Consider the following 22,070-nt stretch of genomic DNA (forward strand, 5'->3'; position numbering starts at 1 on the left):
ACACCACAAGGCCGCGATCCTCTTCAGAAACTCATACCTGTTTACTATAGTCATTAGAACTCACCCGACTCCCTAAAACAAATCTAACACCCACAAACGGCCTGTCAACACTTTTTTGACATCTAGCACTACCTACTCACTCTGTCTGAACGCCCGATTCGCAGCCCGTTGGTGCCAGGCTGAGAAATGCAGCAAACACAAGATTTCAAAACCCAAAACTACGAAAACAGAAAGCGAAATAGGTCCAACTGAAAGAGAACCAGCCTGGCGAGAGACAGGGTAGTGTACTCTTCATCCTGTGTGCCCCTTTTCTCGCGAAGCGAGATACACGGGGCGTGCCCCGGTCGTTCCACGACCCCCAGCTTCACGGGGGTACCGAGCCCCACGAGGGCAGCCCCGCCCCAACATATTGAAACCACGAGATTACACAAGATTTGCACAGATTTAAACCTCATCCTCATGGCTTAACCCGACCCAGGAAAGAATCTTGTGGTAATCTGTGATAATCTGTGGTTACAAAGGTTTTGAGGTGTTGGAAGCTGAGGGCTGACGGCTATCGTACAGTCTACAGCGGAAACAAAAAGGTATTGAACGGCGGGGCGAGAAGTGGTATCTATGTGATGGAAAGATGATGGGCAAAACCAAATATGCGAGAGTAGTAGTTCCCATCCGTTCGGACAAGAGCTTCACTTACCTGGTTCCAGACAACCTCAAGGCCAAAATCGCTGTTGGATGTGAGGTGCTTGTGGACCTGGGCAGGCGAAAAGTGTCGGGCTTTGTCGTTGACTTCGACACAAAGTCTGTTCAGGGCATCAAGGAGATTCGAGCACTGGTTTGTGAAAAGCCCTTATTTACAGGAGATATGCTCAAGCTCACCAGGTGGATTGCGGACTACTACATGTGTTCATGGGGCGAAGCACTGAAGGCAGCGATTCCGGCTGGCGCAGGGGCAAGGGAGAAGACATACGTGAAGGCGCTGAAGCCGCCGCTTTCCACATTTGCCAGAAAGGAGCAGGATATCCTGAAGGCTCTCGCAGGAAAGGAGAAGACGTCCCTGTACCGTCTGAGACAACGGTTTCCAGACCTGGATGTCACGACCATACTAAGAAGACTGGAAGCCAAAAATGCTGTGTCCCTATCCAGTTCTATCAGTGAGTCTTCACTTATTCCGAGGAAGGAAATACTGGTAACGCTTGTGAACAAAGAGGATGCCGCCGAGCGGGTCAAAGACTTGAGGAAAAGGAGCCCAAAGCAAAGCGCCATACTCGAATATCTAACCGCCCATGAGGGAAATGCCACGTGGGCCGAGCTGCGGCAGGCCCTCTCCGCCCAAGTTTCCTCGCTTGGCGCGCTCGAGAAAAAGAATCTTATCAGGAGATCGTCCGTACTGAAGAGTACAGATCCAACCATCGGACTGGCAATGGAGGAGGCTCCGCCACCAAAGCTCACGCACCATCAGGCCCATGCTTTCACTCTTGTCAAAGACTATCTTGACCGGCACAGATATAGAACTATGCTTCTATACGGAGTGACAGGAAGCGGAAAGACTGAAGTATACATGAGAGCGGCCTCTTTAGCTGTAGCCTCAAACAGCCAGGCAATTGTACTTGTTCCTGAGATTTCCCTCACTCCTCAAACCGCCTCCAGATTCATTGCCAGGTTTGGGCATCGTGTCACCATAGTGCATAGCAGGCTTTCTGCAAGAGAGAGAGCAGATGTGTGGAGGGGGATAGGTGAAGGAGACTTCGATGTTGTTATAGGGCCAAGGTCCGCTGTATTTGCGCCATTTCCCAACCTGGGATTGATTGTTGTTGACGAAGAACACGAAGCGTCGTATAAACAATCAGATGTGAACCCTCGGTACAATGCTAGAGATGTCGCCATAATGCGAGCCAGAATCGAGAACTGTCTGTGCATACTAGGAAGCGCAACCCCCTCTCTCGAATCGTTTCAAAATGCAAAGAAAGGAAAATATGACCTGGCAGTTTTGCCAGAGAGGATAGACAGAAGGCCCATGCCCCAGGCCTCAATCGTGGACATGAGAGAGGAAAAAGACCCAATCTTCAGTTCAGCACTCAAAGAAGGAATAGCAGACCGAGTAAAGCGGGGTGAACAAGTGATGCTGTTCCTGAACCGTAGGGGATTCTCGAGATTCATGCTCTGCAGAGACTGTGGACACGTGGTCAAATGTCCCAACTGCAGTGTCAGCCTTACATATCATCAGGCTAAAGATATCTTGCTGTGCCACTACTGCGGCCACAGCAAAAAGGCACCCGATGCTTGTCCCCGATGCAAAAGCACAAAACTCCTGCTAAGGGGTCTTGGCACGGAAAGAGTGGAAAGGGAAGCCGGGAAGATTCTTCCCGGAATTCGTATTCTGAGGATGGATCTGGATACGACCAGAAAGAAACATGCCCACAGAGATATATATCAAACCTTCAGGAGACACGAGGCGGACGTTCTTCTGGGCACTCAGATGATTGCGAAGGGATTTGACTTCCCAGAAGTCACTCTTGTGGGAGTAATCTCTGCCGATACATGTCTCAACGCCCCCGACTTGCGCTCTGCTGAAAGAACATTCCAGCTCTTGACCCAGGTGGCCGGAAGGGCAGGAAGATCAGTATTGGGAGGCGAGGTTATAATCCAAACATTCTCTCCTGACCTTGATGTGATACAGGCTGCCGCATCTCAGGGCTACAGACAATTCTTTGATGTCGAATCGAGCGAGCGTGGCGAACTTGACTACCCTCCATTCTCGAGAATGGCGAAGATCAGTATCAGATCGCGTGACAGATTGCTTGCTGAGACGACAGCCAAAAAACTGAAAAAAGCCATAGAGAGGAGAATCCGAGAAAACGGAAGTGATGTAACGGTGCTGGGACCTGCACCTGCCCCTGTATTCAGACTGAGGGGCAATTATAGATACCAAATCCTTTTGAAGGCAAGCGGACCCATGGTGGCACAGAAGATGCTCAGTCCGATTCTGGCCCATTGGCTTGCTCCCAGAAAAGTCAAAGTGACCGTGGACATCGATCCAGTCGAAATCTTTTGAAGAAAGGAGACATTTCATGGAGAGAATCTCTGAACTTCTCACCGATCAACTCATCAATCTGAGTCTGACTTCGAAGGACAAGGAAGGAGTCCTTGAAGAGTTGGCGGACATGGTGCACAGAGCCAAGAAGGTGAGCGACAGGGATGCTTTTTTGAGGTCTCTTAGGAAGAGAGAGAATCTCGAATCAACCGGCATTGGAAAGGGGTTGGCGATTCCCCACGCCCGAACGGACACTGTTGATGGCGTGGTCATGGCCTTTGCAAGATCTGAACATGGGGTCGACTTTCAGTCCCTTGACAACAAACCCGCCCACCTGATTTTCCTTATCGCGTCCCCGGAGAGAGAAAAGTCTGTTTACATAAAGGTGCTTGCCCGCACATCCAGGCTCCTGAGGAAGGACAAATTCAGGCAACAACTGATGGAGGTATCCACTCCCAAAGAAGTAATACAGCTCATAGCAAAAAACGAAATCTAACTCGAGGGGGCAGAGAAGATGATGAAAGTCCGGGCTTACATGCACAAAGATCCCAAGACTGTGACGCGGGACCTGACCCTCAGGGAGGCGGCGTCTCTATTCATTTCTGAGAATGTGGAAGGGCTCCCTGTTGTTGAGGATGGAACCGTGGTTGGACTGGTCACCAGAAGGGATTTACTCAAGCTTTTCATCCCTGATTACATGGATCTTATTCAGGACGTCTCGTTTCTGGAAGACTTTGGCGTGCTGGAGCCGGAAGCCTTTTTCGGTATGGAAGGAAGACTCCTGCTTATCGAGGATGTGATGAGGGGTGATGTGCCTGAGATATCTCCAGATTCTTCCCTACTCAAGGCTGCCGTCATCATGGAGAAGAATAATGAAGATCTCCTCGTAGTAACAGACGAGAGTGGAGTACTTGGCGTCTTGACTAGGGCAGACGTTTGTAGAGCCTTCTTCGGAGCGAAAAAGTAGACCTGGTCTACCCTGCTGCAACTTTCATAATCAGGAAAACTATCTTGGTTCATACACTTATTCTTCTTGCCATAGTTCTCATAACCTACATCTTCATAGTGACTGAGAAATTTCACAGGACGACAGTTGTATTGTTCAGTTCCTCAGTAATAGTCGGCCTGCGATACCTCACCCCACGCCAGGCATGGGAACAATATATCGATTATAACACTCTAGGTCTCTTAGCTGGTATGATGATGATTGTGGCCATCATGAGGAAGAGTGGGATATTCCAGTTCGTGGCCATAAAACTGGCTAAGCTTTCGAGAGGAAACATCTGGCTCATCTTCGTATTCCTGATGCTCATGACCGCGTTCATGTCCGCAGTTCTAGACAACATCACAACCGTGTTACTTGTAGGACCCATACTCCTGCTCATAGCCGACGGCCTGGGCATAAACCCGATACCCTTTCTTGTTGGCGCCATAATCGCAGCCAACCTTGGGGGAGCTTCTACATTGATTGGGGACCCCCCTAACATGCTCATAGCCACTTCATCTGGCCTCAGCTTTGTGAGCTTCCTTGCAAACATGGCTCCCGTTGCGGCAATCCTTCTTGCGCTAACAGTACCGCTTTTGTGGGCAGTTTCAAGAAAGAGCCTGAAAACCCGAGCGCCGAGAGGATTGAGCATACTGGCCTTTGACGAGTCCAAAGCAGTGACTGATTGGCCACTTCTGCGTAAGTCGCTTGCGGTGTTCACGCTAACAGTCATCTTCTTTGTAATACACTCATTTCTGCACCTCACCCCTTCGGTCGTTGCCATTGCCGGCGCGGTTGTTCTCCTGTTCATAAGCGGCGTTAAGCCCGAAGAAGTGTTCAGGGATATACAGTGGTCAAGTCTCCTTTTCATTGTTGGGCTCTTCATCGTGGTCGGTGCGCTGGATAAGCAAGGACTAATGTCCAGTTTTGCATCGAGTATCGTTTCCATGGCGGACCAACTCCCAGAAGTCGCCTTGATAATCCTGTGGATGTCTTTTATCACCTCTGCCCTCCTGAGTAGCATCCCAACCGCTGCTGCCATGATTCCGCTCATCAAGCATCTGGGCGTCCAGATGTCTTTATCGCCGCAGGAGATGGTGCCACTGTGGTGGGCACTGGCTTTAGGCGTGGCGATAGGTGGGAGTTCCACTCTTGTCGGTGGCATTTCCAACATAGTCGTAGCGGGAATGAGTGAAAAACTTGGCAGAGCGGAAGCAAAGCTGACTTATTGGAGATATGGAAGGATTGCGGCTCCTATGATGCTTGCTTGCCTGCTAGTGGCAACATTTTATCTCTATTTGCGGTATTTCACAAGGTGGTAAGTGCAGGAATGTTAAAGACCCTGGCTGTCCTGTTCATATTCATACTCACGTATTTCGGAATAGTGCGGGAGCGCATACACAAAACTACGGTTGTCCTCCTTGGCGCGGGAGCGGTACTCGTCTTTGGTTTCGTTGGACCAGGCGATGCCTGGAAGGTGTATTTTGACTACAACACCATCGGTCTGTTGACAGGTATGATGATCATCGTTGGGGTAATAAAGAAGACCGGTCTCCTCCAGTACGCTGCCATAAAACTGACAAAAGCATCCAGAGGGAATTTTATGTTGCTTTTCCTCTTCTTTTCCCTGGCCACAGCATTCTTTTCGGCTTTTCTGGACAACGTCACAACGATTCTCCTGGTTGCACCCATAACCATTCTTATCACAGAAAGAGTAGGAAGGAATCCCCTCCCATTCCTCATCTCCGAGATGATATGCTCGAATATAGGCGGGACTGCGACTCTGATAGGTGACCCTCCAAATATGTTGGTGGGTAGTGCGGCAGGCTACAGCTTCACGTCCTTCATCTTGAACCTGACACCCATTGTTGTGATAGTACTCTTTTGTTCGATTGTTGTTCTTGGATTCATATACAGAGCGAATCTCAGAACTGGCGGCCAAGAAGCAGGATTTGAATCTATGGATGAAAGAAAAGCGATTGTGAACCCGAAGTTGTTGAGGACTTCGCTCTTCGTTTTCGGCCTTACTCTGGTGGGCTTCCTCCTGCACGATACAATCCACATAATGCCGTCAATGGTAGCACTGAGCGGAGCCGTGCTTCTCCTTCTCATTACCCGCATCCACCCAGACGAGGCTCTGGCCGAGGTTGAATGGTCAACACTCTTCTTCTTCATTGGCCTTTTTGTCATCGTGGGAGCAGTTGAAAAGGCAGAGCTGATATCGATGGCAGGCAGAGCTATTACAGCGTCTGTCCAGAATGAAGTTCTTCTGAGAATACTCATTTTGTGGTCTTCTGGTATCTTCTCAGCTTTCATGGGCGCCGTTCCCATTGTAACTGCCTTCATACCGCTCGTGGAAAATCTGGGCAGAGAGCTTTCAATTCCGCCTGAACGCCTTGCCCCTCTGTGGTGGTGTCTAGCCCTGGGAGGTTCCCTGGGAGGAATAGGGACCATTCTGGGAACGGCTGCAAACATGGTGGTCACAGGTATAAGCGAGAGGACGAGACACCGGATTACATACAAGTCCTACCTGATTGTCGGCTTTCCGATAATGATTATTGCTCTCATCATTTCGACAGGTTACGTGCTCTTGAGATACAGAGCACCCTGAGTGCTCCATTCCGGGACGAGGACGGCCCTGGATGCCCTACCTGCCTGGCAAATGGGGAGATAGGCGCCTTCCAGCAATAGGGCTTGACTGCTAAATCTCTGTCTGCTAACATAATTGGATAAACGTAACTCTGCCAGAGGAGTCCCGTGAAGAACCGTGTACTTGTGGTTGATGAGTCCGCATTTATCAGAAAGGTGATTGGTGATATCTTCCAGCGGGCCAACTACGAAATCTGTGGAGAAGCCAGCACCGTGACAGAGGCTGTCGACCTATACAAGGAGTCGAAGCCCAGTCTGGTAACTCTCGGAATGGTGATGACCGATATGAACGGCTTAGACGGGATCAGGGCCATAAAAAGGGTGGATGAGGAGGCCAGAATAGTCATCGTAAGCTCCTTGGGGAGAACTGCTTTGATCGATGCCGCCTTGAAGCTCGGGGCCAGGGAGTTTATCGTTAAGCCTTTCAGGCCTTCACGAATCCTTGAAGCGGCTAAGAGAGCAACAAAGGGTTGATGTCCGAAACTGCTGAGATAGGAAAAGCCGAGCTCAAAACTCTGAGGGGTTTGGCCGAGCGCATTCGTACTGGTGACGAAGGTGCCCATAACAACCTGGGGGTTTTCTACTTCAAAAGAGGTCTATTCGATGAAGCTGTCTCAGAGTTCAAGAAGGCCATAGCGATAGACCCAAAATTCGAGGTCGCCAGAAGCAACATCCTGCACGCTCTGGAGAAAGTGGGCGGAACAGACGCGGCCGTGAAGACACTACTGGAATCGGTGATGTCCCAGCCAAACGACATTGACGTCAGGATGGAGCTGGCTTCAGCCTATGGTTCCTTGGGTATGCATCAGGATGCTGCAGAACAGTACTTGCACTGCTTAAATCTGGACCCTGAGAACAAAGACGCGCACACGAGCCTGGGCATCATGCTAAAGAACACCGGCCTGTATCATGATGCGGTTCGAGAACTACAGATCGCCAGACGGAGCGGTGTGGGTTCCCCGGAGTTGCATCTCACTCTCGCGGAATGTTTCTACAACCTCGGACAATACGATCTAGCCATGACATCTGTGAAGAGAGCTCTAGAAGACGACCCGGAGCTTTCTGCGGCTCATTTCCTTCTCTCTTTCGTCTATGGCGAACAGCAAAAGGTTGACATGGCTGTGGAGGAGATGAAGACTGCGATAAGACTGGACTCCAGCTTCTCCAAGGCCCACGCGAATCTGGGCATAGACTACTACCCAAGACCAAGGATTGCAGATGCAGAGTCCGGGGTGGACAGCCTGGAGATAAAGAGCGCGCTCAGTACGGCCTTCCGTGCCCGCCGCATGTACGACGCTGCCCTGAAGCAGATGCAAGAAGCAGAAAGGATGAGTCCAGAAACAACAGATACCCTGTTGCAGATCGGCGAAATCTATCTGCTCCTAGGCGACTACGACAAAGCTGCAGAGGCCTACATGAAGGTTATTTCCATTGATGAAACTAAGCCAAAGCCCTTCAACGACATTGGAGTCCTCTGCCATAGCTGTGGCGATGTAGACCAAGCAATGGCATGGTATGAGAAAGCTCTGGAGAGGGATCCCTCATACGTCTGGTCACACAATAATCTGGGCATCGGCAATCTTCATCTGGGCAGGACCAAAGATGGTCTAGAGTATCTGGAAAAAGCACTCGAGTTTGATCTCTCCTATGTGGATGCTCACATGAACATAGGTGTGGCCCACATGGAGGCCGGCAGAGTAAGCAAGGCGCTGGAACAATTCAAGGAGGCAAGAAAGGTTGATGAGTATTCGCCACTGGTATACAACTGTCTAGGGCTTGTCAGGTCAGAGCAAGGCCGTGACAAAGAAGCGGTAGAGGCCTTTGAGAATGCAATAGAAATGGATCCAGCTTTTTCCGAAGCCCACTACAACCTCGGATTTGTGTACAGCAAGCTGAAGATGTACGACAAGGCCCTTCGGGAGACGAGGACCGCCCTGGATCTGAATCCTTTCTACTCAAGTAACAGGTTCAAGCTCGGTGTCCAATACCTGGGTCCTGGATCCGCTCTGACCATTTCTACTGAGATTGAGAACGTAGTAACCAAGAAACTGAGTATTCCGAAGATCGAAATGGCCCAGAAAGCAGTAGCACAAGTGGCTGCTGTGGGCATCATTGAGACTTCAAAGGACGAGAAATCCAAGGAGATTTCTGCACGCCTTGACCAGGCGAGACAAGATTTTGACAAGGGGCTTATCAATCAAACGATGACAGAAGCGGCAGATATACTTGCAGGCGACCCGGATAACCTTCAGGCCAGGGAACTAATAGCCATGGTCGAGAGGGAAAGCGGGAATACCGAGAAGGCGATAGATTGTGTGCGAGAGATTCTTGAAAAGGACCCGGACCGGACCGGGCTGAGAGTTGAACTTGCCAAGATGTATGTCGAGCTGGAGGACACGGATGCCGCACTGGCAGTCTTGAAGGAGCATGAGTCTGAGATGACTGAAGATCCTTCTGCGCAGACCCTTCTGGGCGAAATCAACACTGCCAGGGGCAATTTCGACGATGCCCTTAAAGCGCTTGAGGCTGCCGTCAACCTGGATCCCAACAATCCAAAGGCGCTCAACGATCTGGGAAACCTGTATCTACGAATGGACCAGCCTCGAGAAGCAATTTCTGTCCTGAAAAGAGCCACCGAGGTTGGCCCCAACTTTGCTCAAGCACACTTGAATCTGGGAGTTGCCCTTGCATCTTCCGGGAATAGAGAAGAAGGCGTCACCATGCTAAAAGAGGCCATAGCAATTGTTCCCACTTACACCAGTGCTCATCAGACACTGGCACAGCTCTATTTTGATTTAGAGAGATATGCTGATGGCGAGGTAGAACTGAGATCGCTCCTGGAAACAGACCCCAAAAATGCGGCAGCGAGAGTGCTTCTGGCAAAGGTTCTTAACGCCCTTGGCATGGAAGATAAGTCGAGGCTTGAGCTTCAGGCGGCCCTCATATTGGATCCATCTCTGCCTTCGGTCCACTACGAACTTGCCGAGGCCCACCTGGCTGACGAGTTGGATGATCAGGCGAAAGAAGAACTCGAGAAGGTGATGATGCTGGCCCCCGACAGCAAAGTGGCAAAAATGGCAAAAACCAGGCTTGAAGAACTTAAGGCTCGGAGGGACTAGGTAGAATGGCTGTTGAAGGACCGATACGGGAACTAGGCCTTGCAGATTTGCTGCAGCTCCTTTCTCTCAATCGTAAGACGGGAGTGCTTACGATTACTACCGACGAGGGCTTTGAGGTTGGGGAGATATACATGGACAAAGGAATGGTCGCTTATGCCAGGCTGAGCGGAAGGAAGCTGGGCGAACTACTTCAGAAAGACGGGTTATTAGACAACGACACGCTTGACCAAATTGATAAAGTGATAGCTTCAGAGGAAGCGGCGAATTACGAGGAGGCTCTTTCAAAGCTGGAGGTACTGACTCAGGCCGATCTGAGGGAGTTCCTGAGAATTCATGCTCAGGAATCGGTATATTCCCTTTGTGAGCGCCAAGACGGTTTTTTCAGGTTTCAAGAAGGTGATCTCACATTGACGGAAGAAATGACCCTGTCCATCAAGACTGAAAACCTGATAATGGAAGGGCTATGGCGACTGGATGAGTGGTCCAAGATAGCGAAGGACATACCTTCGTTTGACCTTATCCCTACGATAACTCGGACCGGGAATAACAAGCCCCTCGATCTCACTCCTGACCAATGGTTCGTATTGTCATACATCGATGGCAAACGAAGCATGAAAGAAATCATGGATGTGGCCGGCCACGAGTTTGAGACCGCCAAGATCCTCTCCGGCTTCATCACATCAAATGTGGTCGATGTAGGCCTTGCTAAGAAGCCTTCAGAGTCAACTGTGGAGAAGGGCATTGATCATTTGGACAGGGGAAAAAGATTCCTGAAGAAGAAGATGTATGAAAGGGCAGCAGATGAATTTCGAGCGGCTATCAAGCTAGGCTATGCTATTCAGGCGCACGTCCTCCTGGGAGACACCCATTACTACAAGGGTTTGCTCAAGGATGCAGTCACAGAGTACAACACGGCAGTAAGTTTAAACCCGAACGATTCAGAAATTCACTACAGACTCGGTTTCTGTTACGCCAAGTCTGGAGATTTCAGTGCTGCGATATTTGAATGGGACACATTCCTGACAATGTCGCCATCACACACAAAAACGCCAAAAGTTAGAGAGCTGCTGAAGGAAGCTCGCCACCTTAAAGAAGCCCTTGAAACGAGATAGAGATGGAAGAAAGTTCTGTTGACAAGATAAGAAAACTGAGTGAGACGCTCGCAAAGAATCCCGATTCCCTGGTCTTCGCCTCTCTTGCAGGGCTCTACCTTGAGCAGCAGATGATAGGTCAGGCGATCAAGATGTGTCTTTCCGGTTTGAAGTACCATCCCAATTATCTGAATGGTCACAGGGTGCTCGCAGAAGCCTATCTTGCAAAAAAGATGGTTCACTCCGCCAAGGGAGAGTATGAGAGAATCCTTGAACTGAATCCCAACGACGAGGCTGTCAGAACCAAGCTAGAGACGTTGACCAGGGAGGAGGAAAAGGCGAAGCCTCCAGCCGTCGCACTCCTGGAAGAGCCTCAGCTCGTAGACCCGGCACTCGAATCCCCCCCCGAGGGGAAGACGGAGGAGATGATTGAGACAGGGCTCAAGTTAGAGGGGGCACAAGAAGAAATTTTTCCGGCCGCCTCAACAATGGCAATGGACACTATAATAAGGGGTATGGAAGCAATCAGGAAGGAAGGCGAACCTTCTTCTCCTGCTGCACACCCAGATGAACTGAAGATTGGCGGACTGTCCACAATTGATCAGGCCCTCGGGGATCTGCTTCAGAAACCAGGAGTGAAGGCCACGATTCTTATGGAACCATCAGGGCTATTGGTAGGATCAGCTTCAAACGTGCAAATTGATATTGAAGAAAGGGCCGCAGTCGTCGCAGGCATGTTTTCATCTTCACAGAAGACCATGGCGAGCCTCAATCTGGGGAGAGTTGACAGAATTGTTGTAGAACGAGGCGGGTCAAGAATATACATGACCAGGGCCGGAGAGTTTATACTTGTGGTTGAAACAGAGACGAGCATGAAGCTTGGCCTGCTGATAGTTTCAGCCAAGAGGGCCTCGAAGACAGTTCAGCAGGTGGTGACTTGATGGATGAACTGCTCAGGGAGATAAACAATATCGACGGCATCGAAGGATCGATGGTCCTGGCAAGTGACGGATTGGTGATTTCTTCCAGACTTCCTGCTGAATATGCAGAGGGGATGAGTACAGCCCTTGTGGCTGAGCTTTGCAGGAGTGTGGAAGAGAAGACTACCAGCGTTGACAAGGGAAGGTTTATTGCAGGCTATGTTTTTGCAGAATCTGGAAACCTCATATACTTCCAGAGTCCTGATTTCATTCTTGCAGTTCTAACCTCGGTTTCTGCAAACATAGGCGCACTACGGCTCGCTTTAAGAAAGACCGCCAAGGAGCTCATAAGAAAGATGTAGCCCCCCTATCGGCTCCCCAGGTGCGGCTGGCTTTCCCTAATTACACGGAGAGGTGACAAAGATGAGAAAGTCTGTATTTGTGTTTCTGGCTCTTTTTCTATTGGTTTCTGGCTCGCACGCCGGGCCTGCCAACATGTGGCAAGTAGATCCACCCACAATGTCAAAGTGGAAGGAACTCCATCTTAGAGATCCCCGTCTCACCTCATTTCCCGCCGAATCGATTCACAGTTTCAATGTCCTCCACTACACTCTGGACATTGATTTTGCGATGAGCACAAGTTACATAGACGGCGCCTCCACAGTTCTCTGCGAAAGCAGAGAGGCGGGCCTCGATTCTATCCTACTGTATTGTGCCGGCCTCAGTGTAGACTCTATTGTACTCTCTGGCAAACAGTTGTCGTTCAATCTGGCCGGCGGAAAACTCCACATCGACCTAGATACAACGTTTCAGGCGTTCGATACCTTTGAAGTAAGCGTTTTCTACCACGGTTATCCCAGTTCAGGATACTACTGGTACGATACCTGGCCAAACATGCCCGAAACCACGGCATACACCTCAACTGAACCGTCTGACTCAAGATACTGGTTTCCCTGTTTTGACCAACCGTGGGATAAGGCTGATATGGGATGCAACATAAACGCTCGGGTCCCGCTTGGGTTTGTGGTGGCATCTAATGGCTTGCTCACCGCTGTTGACACAGTCGGCGGTACACATGCTGTATACAGATGGCAGGAGGACTATTCAATCGCCACATATCTCATGTCAGTCGCCATCACCAAGTATGTTCAGATTCTGGATGAGTACGTGAACAGCTTGGGCGATACGATCCCGGTGCAACACTTTGTTTACCAGGAAGACTCCTCACTTGCCGTTATGAACTTTGGAGACACTCCGGAGATGATGGAATTCTTTTCGAGTGTATTCGGGGAATACCCGTTTGAGAAGTATGGAATGGCTGTGGTCCAGCCCTTTTGGGGCGGGATGGAGCACCAGACTATGACTACAATTCTCAGGTCAGCCGCAGTAAACGGCTGGGAGATGGGAGTAGCCCATGAGCTTGCCCACATGTGGTGGGGAGATATGGTCACCTGTTTCATCTGGCCAGACATATGGGTAAATGAAGGTTTTGCGACTTTCTCCGAGGTTCTCTGGACTGAATACAAGTACGGTTATGCCGCTTATCAGGGGAACATGTGGTCAAAGGGATACTACTACTTTGAACAGGATTCTTCCGAAAGATTTCCGATATATGACCCAACAATCCTCTTCAACTGGGGCATTGTGTACTGCAAGGGTGCATGGGTGCTCCACATGTTGAGGCACATGATGGTGTCTGATTCGGTTTTCTTCGCAATGCTCACCGATTTCGGTGAGACATACAAATTCGGAAATGCGACCACCGATGACGTCGCGGCCAAGGCGGCGGAACACTACGGTTCGAGCCTGGATTGGTACTTCCAGCAGTGGGTATATGACCAGGGTCACCCACAATACGAGTATGGGTGGAACTCGGCAGATCTGGGAGGTGGCACTTACGAAATAAGAATACAGATTCAGCAGATCCAGACAAATGCTCCTTCCGTATTCGAAATGCCCGTTGATATTGAAGTACAGACAGCGTCAGGCGATACTACGATTGTTGTCTGGAACGACGCGGTCTACCAGACATTCACTGATACACTGTTCCTTGCTTCAGCTCCTACTGGTATATCTTTCGACCCTGAGAACTGGGTTCTAGATGAGCACTGGGAAGTACCATTCAACGGTGTCGCCGAGCAGACGCCTTCTCGCCGGGCTCGTGCGGCCCTCAGGGCAAGCCCGAATCCATTCAGCAAATCGGTCACGATAGTTCTACCCACAACACCAACAGCAACCCATTCGAAATTAGAAATCTATGATATCTCGGGACGAATGGTGAAGAGTTTTTCCTACGGGGCTGCCCAGCAAGCAAGCATGGTATGGGAGGGGTTGGATGATCACAACCGGCCCGTTCCAAGCGGCATCTACTTCGCCCTAGTCTCCAACAGAACTTCTACCGAAAGCCTTAAACTAATTAAACTTGAATAATCAGACGATGTGTCACGTATACGGGCGCGGCCTCCATGGACTGACGGGCAGGGAAACCCTGCCCCTACAGCCCTAAGATTGTGGATCGTAAGATAGCTATCAGCAGTCAGCTCTCAGCTGTCATCCTGGACGTTGTAGGGGCGGGGTTCCCCCGCCCTTTTTGTTTCACTGTTACTCGTGCTCTTCCGGCTCCCCCGGCGACATATTCTTCTCCCCAATGTAAAAATGCCCGAGGTCCTGAGTCAAACCGAAGGATAATTGAAGCTTTGTACTTTGTCCTTTGTACTCTGTACTTAGATTCTGGCATTTATGTCTTTCAGTATCTCAACCGCCTCCAATTCCTTGTCCAGGACCTTCTCGAGAGCTTTCACCTCTTCTGCCCTCATATCCCCTGTCCACGTTTCTCCCGGAGCCAGAGCAAACGGGAAAGGCGCATTTTTGGCAGCACCCTTCAAAATCTCCACCTGTTCCGTGTATACATCAGATAGGGCAGTCAGAGCCTCGCTGATCTCAGGAAAACTTCCCGTCACATCATCCAGAAACATTGAAGCCTGCATTCTATCATCTGCCAGCCTCTGGTATATCCACGCATTGGCCAGGCAACTTGTCTCAAACCTCTCTGAGTCCATATCAGCGAAGTTATCCATTTTCAGTCTCTGAATCCATCTCTCGAGGGCTTCTGTGCCAGAATAGTAGTCTCCGAAACTATCAGTTGTAGCTACTTTCAGAGCTATGTTGAGTCCGTTTATGTAGCTCTCCCTGTCTGAAGGTGAACCTTTTCTCTCTTTGAGCACGACTATTGCCCACGGGAATTTCTCAGCAATCGAATAGCCCTGCTGCTTGTCGTAATAGGTCCTGCATATGAGTTCAGAGCCACCTTTCTGATATCCAGTGATGACTCCCCACTCAGGGACTTCGATCAAATCAATCGCGATCACTGGCCTTCCCGCATCAACGCTCTCCTTTATGGCTATCAGCGTAGCCTCTTTTGCCATCCCACCTTCTCGCGCGCTCTCGGGTAGGAAGCGGCTCTCGCTGTCAAAACCCAGAGCGTCCAACGCCTCTCCACCAGCATCGAAGCCGCACGTGGGATCTGGTGAACTCGGGCACCAATCCTTGTGGAAATGAATTCGAAATGCTGAACCCGATACCCCCATCAGGTACGTGTAGTCTTTCTCGACCCCCAGGTAGTCCGCCGTCACTACCAGGCCGCCTACGAAGGAATTTGACATCCCCGTTTCCCAGCCTAACTTCCCCACTCCTTTCAGGACGACCGCATCATCAGCAAGCTCTATCTCCGGTCTTCTCTCAGTGAGATATACACCAATCTGGCCCTTCTTAATGCTGAAGCTCTTCTTTTTCCCCTTCCGGAGAACCACGAGTTCGACCTTCTCAGTCTTCGCTCTGTTCTTGAGCTCATTGAGCTGGGTCACTGAGCTTATCTCCTGTCCATCATATGTGAGTATGATGTCACCTTCCTTCACCTTCACCCTGGCAGCCTCACTCTCCGGTACGACTGAGGTTACAACCATATACTGCCCCTCAGGCATCAAAGACTTTTTCGTTTTACCAGCAGGCTTCAGAATCGCACAGCTGGAGGCCATAAGCCCCACCAATATTGCGACCAGAACCCCTCTCATGGTTCCTCCTTTCGCACTAGCGCAGCATCACCATCTTCCTGGTTGCTGCTTTTTCCTTTGCCTTCAACCTGAAGAAGTAGATTCCAGACGGGAGTCTCTTCCCGTCGGAATTTCGGCCGTCCCAGCAAACATATTTGAACTGACCTTTGCTGTCGACCTCTATGTTGAGTCTTTCCACAAGTCTACCACTCGCATCGTAGATTTCAATACAGGGATTTGCGGACAGTTCCTCAAGACCGAGAGAAAATCTGATCGAAGTTCTGTCCGAGAAAGGATTGGGGCTGTTCTGATAAAGCCTGAATTTCCTGACCCCCACCGAGGCAAAGTCCCTTTCTGTCTCTTCGATTCCGGTGCTATAAGGAACAACAGTTGCCCTTATCATCCAGTCATGAGAGCTCCAGTTGTGCCATCCTGGATCTGAGGGATTATCCCAGTACCACCAGGATCTCAGCTCCCTGGGTGAGGCACCGTCAGCGCCTATGCCCGGAGCACCTGGAGACGCAGGAAGCCAGTGCAGTTGGACCCAGAAATCCAGAAGTGGATCTAGCAGAATGTAGGGGTAGTCCTGTACAGCCCAATCAGGCGCGGAACCTGCCCCCACAGTGTCAGGTCCGTGCATGATCTCCCCGGGCAAACCTGAGCTGTCCTTATGTACAGTAAGCTCAAACACTTCTGTACCATTCACAAACACTCTCGCACCGGACAAATAGTAAGGTGGGTCGATGGTCGAAGTGAATCTCTGCGCGAACTTGTTCTCATGGTATTCAGAAGAAACAATATAGTAGGCTTCGGCAGATCCGTCATCATAGATTATCTCGTAAGTACAATCGAACGCTTTCTCAGTCGTATCGTTTGAGGAGTTGTATTCATCTATTACCCATGTCCAGGCCATGGCACTGTAAGAGCCAACCTCTTGAGGAGTCCACTGGTTGAATCCGACTGTGAAAGACGAATCTGGTTCGAGAAGATAGACAGTCTCGGTATCCGAATAGACTTCGGTATCGAGAGAATCAAAAATTGAGAGATGGACCGTTATTGTATCCTCATATGACCCTTCGTTTTTTATGGTTACCTGAGGTGTCAGAGACATTTTCACAGTCACTTCAGGAAATGGCGGTGTTATACCGGTCGCACGCGCATCATGCATGCACTTTGCAACTGTTATCAGAGTGTCATCTCCAGGATAGCCGTCACCAGCGAGAACAGTGTAGGCAGTAACCTCATACGGGCCGTACTCCGTAGGCGTCCATGTGGACGCGAATGTGACCTGCTCCGTGAAGGAAGGAACCAGATCCACGACCTGTTGTGAGTCTGAATATAGAATCGCACCCAGAGAATCCAAAACCTCATAATGGCCCCAGAAGGTTGCAGTGTCCTGGCCATAATTCGCGAACGTTGCTCTGGGTGTGACCGCATTCCCTCTCTCCAAATAGATACCCGGGCTATCAATTGATGAGGTGCCTACATTGGACGCTGGTTGCTCGCCTATAATGATGGCATAAACCTGCCCGCCGTTTCCAAACTCCCTTGCGTGGACAGCTTTGCCTCCTGCTGCCACGTAGTCTCCGCTGTCAGAAATGGCAACAGCGAAAATTGAGCCGGGCTCATCTATGTCATCCAGGAGTGAGAATATTGGGGTGGAGGATGACCTATCAAATACGGAGAGCACCTCACCGTAAGTCCCCCCGTACTGTCCCCAGGACCCACAAACACCTCTGGACCCATCGTAAGAAAGGGCAACACTTGCGACGTAGTCACCGTAGTTTTCGTGTTCCCACAATGGGACTGATGAGGTGGTATCGTACATCAACACCTTGCCGCCGTTGACCGGGCTGTACTGAAATGTCCCCGCCATGATCGTGGATCCATCCTCGGAAACGGCAACAGAGGTTACCCAGGGATGCAGGGTGCGGTGTTCAAACAACAAATCGTAGTAACCGCCTAGCGAGTTCCATTTGAATGCTTTCATATATCCATTGAAGTTGCCCATAACTACAATGAAGCCATCTCCGGATGTTCTCGCGGTTGTCTGACCATAGTTGGCAATATTCCCTCTTGATATTCCATCTTCCCAGATGAAGATCATGTCGTATGTAGAAACGACAACTACGTGCCCATCAGCAGACATGTCTACCCCATACACTCCCCGCGTTGGGTTGAAGTGTCTTGTGTAGACCGTATCTCCCGTCTCAGTGTCGAAAACATAAAGAATACCATCACCCGATGTAGCGCACACTGCAGCAACGAGCGAGCCGTCTTTTGAAACCGCGACCCCATCTGAGCTCGCCCCGTTGTAGCCTGACGGCCATGAGAATGTCCAGTTAGGGACGAAGCTCATCTTGTCCCATTCAGTAAGCCTTGCTCCGGAACCGCTTGCGGCAAGCGCTGATGCGTCAAAAGAACCGCTTACCGGAACCTGCCAGCTGGCATTGAAATAGCTAAACCAGATGGGGGTTTCGTCTGCAAGTGTCCTGTACAAGGAGACCCGTTCATTGTTAAGCCACCACCCTGCAAAGATGTTCATCCCGTCCCCGGCAATGAAGACATCGTTGGCAATCGCGTTCATGTGGTCCCTGTCTACCCAGAGGACGCTTGTATCTGGCACCGGGTGATGAAAGAGCGAGACGCCCGGCCCGGCGAGATCCGGATTACCAACCGGATTTGTCACAAACCTACTCTGCATGGAACCGTCAGGACCATCTAACAGCCCCTGTGATATACCCACCAGCCCCGCCTGTTCCGATGGATCTGCAAAAACAGACACGGAGAGAAGCCCGAAAAAGAGAACGACCAAACACAGACGATTCATAGTTCCTCCTTGTTCTTTGGTCCCCTCCGATTATAGGCCAAATCCCATGAGGGTCAAGGCGAAACGAAATAGGTCCGCGCCATCCCTCCGCTCCCGAAATTGCGAAATTCCCATTACCCGTGCGCCACACCTTCGAAATTCCACCCAACGCCACCCTACACCTTCGAAATTCCCTTCCCATGCTCCCTGCGACGCCCGAAATTCCACCCTACCACGCCCGACACCTTCGAAATTACGAAAGTCCCATCACTCCCACTCTATGCCCTCGAAATTCCGAAATTCCACCCAACACTACGCTCAACCCCACCCCCTGGTGAGCCAAACAAGTGGTGTCATTGCGAGCCTCGCCTTTGGCGAGGCGTGGCAATCTGGCGAAGTCGAGTCACTCTGAGCACTTCGCCATGCTCAGTATAAACATCGCGAAGACTCCACCAAAAGCAGATTCTTCGGCCCGTTGGGCCTCCCCGTGGAACGGGGCGGGCAGAATGACAGCCCGGGTCCCTGGAGTACCGGGACATGTCCTGAGTTTTATCGAAGGCATCATGGCGCGCCATTCGGTTTCGTAATTAGTAATTCGTAATTTCAGGGGATTAGCGAAGAATAACGGTCTTGGTTGTAAAGGAGCTTCTAGATGTGCGTAGAACAAGAAAGTACAACCCTGAGGGGAGGGAGGCTTTTTTATCGTCAGTCCCATTCCAGACGGCGCCACCGGGAGAAAGAAGTTCGGCCATCTCAGCGTTGCTGAACCTCTTCACAGACCTGCCACTCAAATCATATATGACCACCGATATGTTTTCACCCCCGGGGTCTTCTCCTGCCAGGTCCTGGACAAGGGTCAATCTGGTCTTGGTGGAAAATGGATTTGGAAATGCTCTGACATTCCCCAAGGAGGAGGGCCTGATCACTTCGGCCTCTTCGATTCCTATCAGCGGGATGGATACTATCCTCATCATGAAGTCAGTCTGGGTCCATTTCTTCCAACCTGTGGAGTCGCTGTACGCCCACGAATTACCGTCTATTGGATAGTCCCTGTCTGAACCTATATACGGCCCGGATTTTGAGTCCGGCCATCTAACAACGAGCCAGACGGTGTCTGCATCGACCAGGGTAAGAGAAGTGTCGAAGTCCACCCAGATCCAGGAGGGTCTCTCCCCAGCGACAATGTTGAGTGCCGTAACATAGGGATTCAGCGTATCGGGCAATCCCCCGGAATCCGGGCATAGCGCAAGGTTATCAAACCGAAGGGTGTCATCAACAAACAATCTTGCACCTGAAATGTAGCTTGGCGCACCTGGAAGCGCAAACTTCACTCCAAACTTGTCATTGTCGTCTCTGTCTACATTCAACCAGAGTTCGCAGGAGAAGTCGTCGTAATAAATCTCGCCATCCATGTAGGAGTATGTGGTGGCGAGAAATGTATCATTTTCTGGGTTCATGTCCCCAGAAAGATGAGAAGTCGCTGTCACTGAGTAGGTTTCCCCATATTTATCGGGGGTCCATGTGACGTTGTACACACCCGATTGCCGTGGCATCACGGATATGGTGTCTGTAAGGGTATCGAGCTCAATGAATCCCTTAGAATCCTGCACAATTACTTGTCCTACAAAACTATCCAGTGAACTACCAAGGTTCCGGTAGACGACTTTGAAGACATACTGCGTGTCCACTCTCACTCCTGTTGGGAGATCGCTCAGGTTAGTGATGGAGATGTCGTGCACCAGAGTTTCACCATAGGCAACAATGGCCCTAATCATAAGATCACCCGCGCTGTAGGGCAGCCAGCCTTGGCCATCAAAACTGTAGTAACTTCTGTGCCCTTGATTGATGGAGTCAGCAAGGATATAAGGCGGTTTCGGATAGCGTCCCGTTATCCAGAAGGAATTCATCTCGTAGTAGGGATTGGGTAGATCGATTCTGTCCCACAAAGGATATGACCCACCCTGGTAAAATGTGTCCAGCACAATCGGGCCCGGGAGACCTGTTGAGTCATCCCTCACAAAAAGAGAGCAGTCAGCTCCAAAGCCGAAACTCATGACAAGCACACCACGCACTGTACAGGGCAATTCAGCCGTGAACCTGACTCCCCATTCAGATCCAGCAACAGAGTACCAGTACCCATAACCGTCATCATATGAGATTGTGTCCTCGTCTTGCAGATGCCAAAGGGAGGCTGATTCGGAAAGAGGTTTGAGGAACTCCTCGCCTTTAGAAAAAACGCCAAACCTATCTGTTCTTGGACCGTATGCAAAGCAGGCGGCAGGAATGAGCACAACCAGAAGAAAGAGAACTCTGTTCATCCTGATTTCCTCTTCAATCCCACTCCTCTTATCTCAATTGTGCCGGGACCAGTCGCTTCCCCTTCCACCCTGTAATTAATGGATAGAAACTGGCTTATCACCCAGAGATTTGTGATAAGGTGCTCGGAAATCCTCGATGTTGTGTAAGATGTTTCCCCTTCTGCTATGCTTGCATAAATGACAAGCTGATCGGCCAGGTTTCCATCAAGTGCGCAGTGGCTCTTGTGGTGCCTCATGAGTTGGTCAACCACCTCATCGGCCACCTGCTCAGCAGGTTTCCCCTTTGATCCGAGTGTTGAAAAGCCGCAGCAGCAATTCTCATACTCCGCAAGCAGGAACATAAATGAACCCTTGCCCTTGGCCTGTGCATCTATCTCTTCGATTTCCGGTTTTATCCCTTCAGCGGAGAGCCTCTTGGATGCGCGGAGCCTCTGTCTCTGGGCAACCGAGGCCGGGAGATTGGTCACAGCTGAAACACCTGTCACATTCTTCAGGCTCCCTCTTTCTATCAATCTCAGCCCTTTCAATCCATCAACAGGGTCAATGTCCACCGCAACATCGCCACCACCAAGCGGGTAAAAGCCCCACGTATTCAGTTCAGATCTTGTCTGAAGCCCCATCATAGAGAGTGTCCTTAGAAGCACTTTATCAAAGTAGTGATAAGGAGGACTCCACGCAACATGTGTCCCTCCATGGACCCTGGCAGAAGAGCTTTGACCTGCGAAGGCCAATATAGGAACGAGCGCCTGGAGAACAAGACCCACTGAACCAGCGCTCCCTCTTTCGAGAGAAACGTCGAACTCGTACTGGCCGCCTGTTATGGTCTTGGGGGAAAAGGAGATCCTGTCTGAGCTGAAGTGATCACCAGATACACCGGCCTCTGTTACCACGCCTGCTGCTCTCACGCACGTCAAATGCTGCTGCTGGAGCCCCGGGTTTTTCCTTCCGGCTCTTATCTTCTCCACGCAGACGGGACGAAGCAAAAGACCTGAAAGGGACAGCGCAGCTCTCAATATCTGGCCTCCACCTTCCCCGTGTGACCCGTCTATTAGAATCTCGTCCACGCAGGACTCTCCTTCACCTGCAGGTTCATACCATG

Annotated in this window: 15 protein-coding genes; 11 read left to right on the forward strand and 4 right to left on the reverse strand. The window is 50.6% G+C overall.

Annotation, left to right across the window (positions count from 1 at the left end):
* Nucleotides 1-628: 628 nt before the first annotated feature.
* The 11 genes from priA to E3J62_08700 all read left to right on the forward strand — a co-directional run bounded on the left by priA (nt 629) and on the right by E3J62_08700 (nt 14,225).
* Nucleotides 629-3,052: a primosomal protein N' gene (priA, locus tag E3J62_08650; protein TET45039.1), complete on the forward strand. Its 2,424-nt coding sequence runs from the start codon at nt 629-631 to the stop codon at nt 3,050-3,052.
* Nucleotides 3,053-3,068: 16 nt separating this feature from the next.
* Entirely contained in the window at nt 3,069-3,527 is a 459-nt protein-coding gene (locus E3J62_08655) for a PTS sugar transporter subunit IIA (GenBank protein ID TET45040.1), read from the forward strand.
* An 18-nt stretch (nt 3,528-3,545) separates the two neighbouring features.
* Nucleotides 3,546-3,998, forward strand: a complete 453-nt coding sequence (locus E3J62_08660) for a CBS domain-containing protein (GenBank protein ID TET45041.1) — start codon at nt 3,546-3,548, stop codon at nt 3,996-3,998.
* A gap of 2 nt (nt 3,999-4,000) precedes the next feature.
* The gene (locus tag E3J62_08665; protein ID TET45042.1) at nt 4,001-5,338 is read left to right on the forward strand and encodes a hypothetical protein; all 1,338 of its coding nucleotides are present in this window, start codon (nt 4,001-4,003) and stop codon (nt 5,336-5,338) included.
* A gap of 8 nt (nt 5,339-5,346) precedes the next feature.
* Nucleotides 5,347-6,627: a hypothetical protein gene (locus tag E3J62_08670; GenBank protein TET45043.1), complete on the forward strand. Its 1,281-nt coding sequence runs from the start codon at nt 5,347-5,349 to the stop codon at nt 6,625-6,627.
* A gap of 146 nt (nt 6,628-6,773) precedes the next feature.
* Nucleotides 6,774-7,139 (forward strand): response regulator, encoded by a 366-nt coding sequence (locus tag E3J62_08675; protein TET45044.1) that lies wholly within the window; start codon nt 6,774-6,776, stop codon nt 7,137-7,139.
* Nucleotides 7,139-9,784 carry a tetratricopeptide repeat protein gene (locus tag E3J62_08680; GenBank protein ID TET45045.1) on the forward strand — a complete coding sequence of 882 codons (2,646 nt, stop codon included), beginning with the start codon at nt 7,139-7,141 and terminating at the stop codon, nt 9,782-9,784. The genes E3J62_08675 and E3J62_08680 overlap by 1 nt, the downstream gene beginning before the upstream one ends.
* A 5-nt stretch (nt 9,785-9,789) precedes the next feature.
* A complete protein-coding gene (locus E3J62_08685) occupies nt 9,790-10,896 on the forward strand; it encodes a DUF4388 domain-containing protein (GenBank protein ID TET45046.1) in 1,107 nt (368 codons plus the stop codon).
* A 2-nt stretch (nt 10,897-10,898) separates the two neighbouring features.
* Complete coding sequence (locus tag E3J62_08690) at nt 10,899-11,816, forward strand: hypothetical protein (protein ID TET45047.1); 918 nt, start codon at nt 10,899-10,901, stop codon at nt 11,814-11,816.
* Complete coding sequence (locus tag E3J62_08695) at nt 11,816-12,157, forward strand: hypothetical protein (GenBank protein ID TET45048.1); 342 nt, start codon at nt 11,816-11,818, stop codon at nt 12,155-12,157. The genes E3J62_08690 and E3J62_08695 overlap by 1 nt, the downstream gene beginning before the upstream one ends.
* Before the next feature lie 61 nt (nt 12,158-12,218).
* On the forward strand, nt 12,219-14,225 hold the full coding sequence (locus E3J62_08700; protein TET45049.1) for a T9SS type A sorting domain-containing protein: 2,007 nt from the start codon (nt 12,219-12,221) through the stop codon (nt 14,223-14,225).
* A gap of 293 nt (nt 14,226-14,518) precedes the next feature.
* On the opposite strand, the gene E3J62_08705 is transcribed toward E3J62_08700, so the two are convergent.
* The 4 genes from E3J62_08705 to rtcA all read right to left on the reverse strand — a co-directional run bounded on the left by E3J62_08705 (nt 14,519) and on the right by rtcA (nt 22,035).
* Complete coding sequence (locus E3J62_08705; protein ID TET45050.1) at nt 14,519-15,865, reverse strand: PDZ domain-containing protein; 1,347 nt, start codon at nt 15,863-15,865, stop codon at nt 14,519-14,521.
* Nucleotides 15,866-15,881: 16 nt separating this feature from the next.
* On the reverse strand, nt 15,882-18,674 hold the full coding sequence (locus tag E3J62_08710) for a T9SS type A sorting domain-containing protein (protein TET45051.1): 2,793 nt from the start codon (nt 18,672-18,674) through the stop codon (nt 15,882-15,884).
* A 590-nt stretch (nt 18,675-19,264) separates the two neighbouring features.
* Complete coding sequence (locus E3J62_08715; protein TET45052.1) at nt 19,265-20,971, reverse strand: T9SS type A sorting domain-containing protein; 1,707 nt, start codon at nt 20,969-20,971, stop codon at nt 19,265-19,267.
* On the reverse strand, nt 20,968-22,035 hold the full coding sequence (gene rtcA, locus E3J62_08720; protein TET45053.1) for an RNA 3'-phosphate cyclase: 1,068 nt from the start codon (nt 22,033-22,035) through the stop codon (nt 20,968-20,970). Before rtcA ends, E3J62_08715 begins: the two co-directional genes overlap by 4 nt.
* Between the last annotated feature and the right edge of the window lie 35 nt (nt 22,036-22,070).

The sequence above is a fragment of the candidate division TA06 bacterium genome, assembly GCA_004376575.1.
Lineage (GTDB): Bacteria > Hydrothermota > DG-26 > E44-bin18 > E44-bin18 > E44-bin18.

What these genes read in the sequence shown, in the direction of transcription:
- E3J62_08660 (TET45041.1), top strand. Translation starts at nt 3,546, where the DNA reads ATGATGAAAGTCCGGGCTTACATGCACAAAGATCCCAAGACTGTGACG.
- E3J62_08705 (TET45050.1), bottom strand. Translation starts at nt 15,865, where the DNA reads ATGAGAGGGGTTCTGGTCGCAATATTGGTGGGGCTTATGGCCTCCAGC.
- E3J62_08710 (TET45051.1), bottom strand. Translation starts at nt 18,674, where the DNA reads ATGAATCGTCTGTGTTTGGTCGTTCTCTTTTTCGGGCTTCTCTCCGTG.
- priA (TET45039.1), top strand. Translation starts at nt 629, where the DNA reads ATGATGGGCAAAACCAAATATGCGAGAGTAGTAGTTCCCATCCGTTCG.
- E3J62_08685 (TET45046.1), top strand. Translation starts at nt 9,790, where the DNA reads ATGGCTGTTGAAGGACCGATACGGGAACTAGGCCTTGCAGATTTGCTG.
- E3J62_08690 (TET45047.1), top strand. Translation starts at nt 10,899, where the DNA reads ATGGAAGAAAGTTCTGTTGACAAGATAAGAAAACTGAGTGAGACGCTC.
- E3J62_08695 (TET45048.1), top strand. Translation starts at nt 11,816, where the DNA reads ATGGATGAACTGCTCAGGGAGATAAACAATATCGACGGCATCGAAGGA.
- E3J62_08670 (TET45043.1), top strand. Translation starts at nt 5,347, where the DNA reads ATGTTAAAGACCCTGGCTGTCCTGTTCATATTCATACTCACGTATTTC.
- E3J62_08700 (TET45049.1), top strand. Translation starts at nt 12,219, where the DNA reads ATGAGAAAGTCTGTATTTGTGTTTCTGGCTCTTTTTCTATTGGTTTCT.
- E3J62_08655 (TET45040.1), top strand. Translation starts at nt 3,069, where the DNA reads ATGGAGAGAATCTCTGAACTTCTCACCGATCAACTCATCAATCTGAGT.
- E3J62_08680 (TET45045.1), top strand. Translation starts at nt 7,139, where the DNA reads ATGTCCGAAACTGCTGAGATAGGAAAAGCCGAGCTCAAAACTCTGAGG.
- E3J62_08715 (TET45052.1), bottom strand. Translation starts at nt 20,971, where the DNA reads ATGAACAGAGTTCTCTTTCTTCTGGTTGTGCTCATTCCTGCCGCCTGC.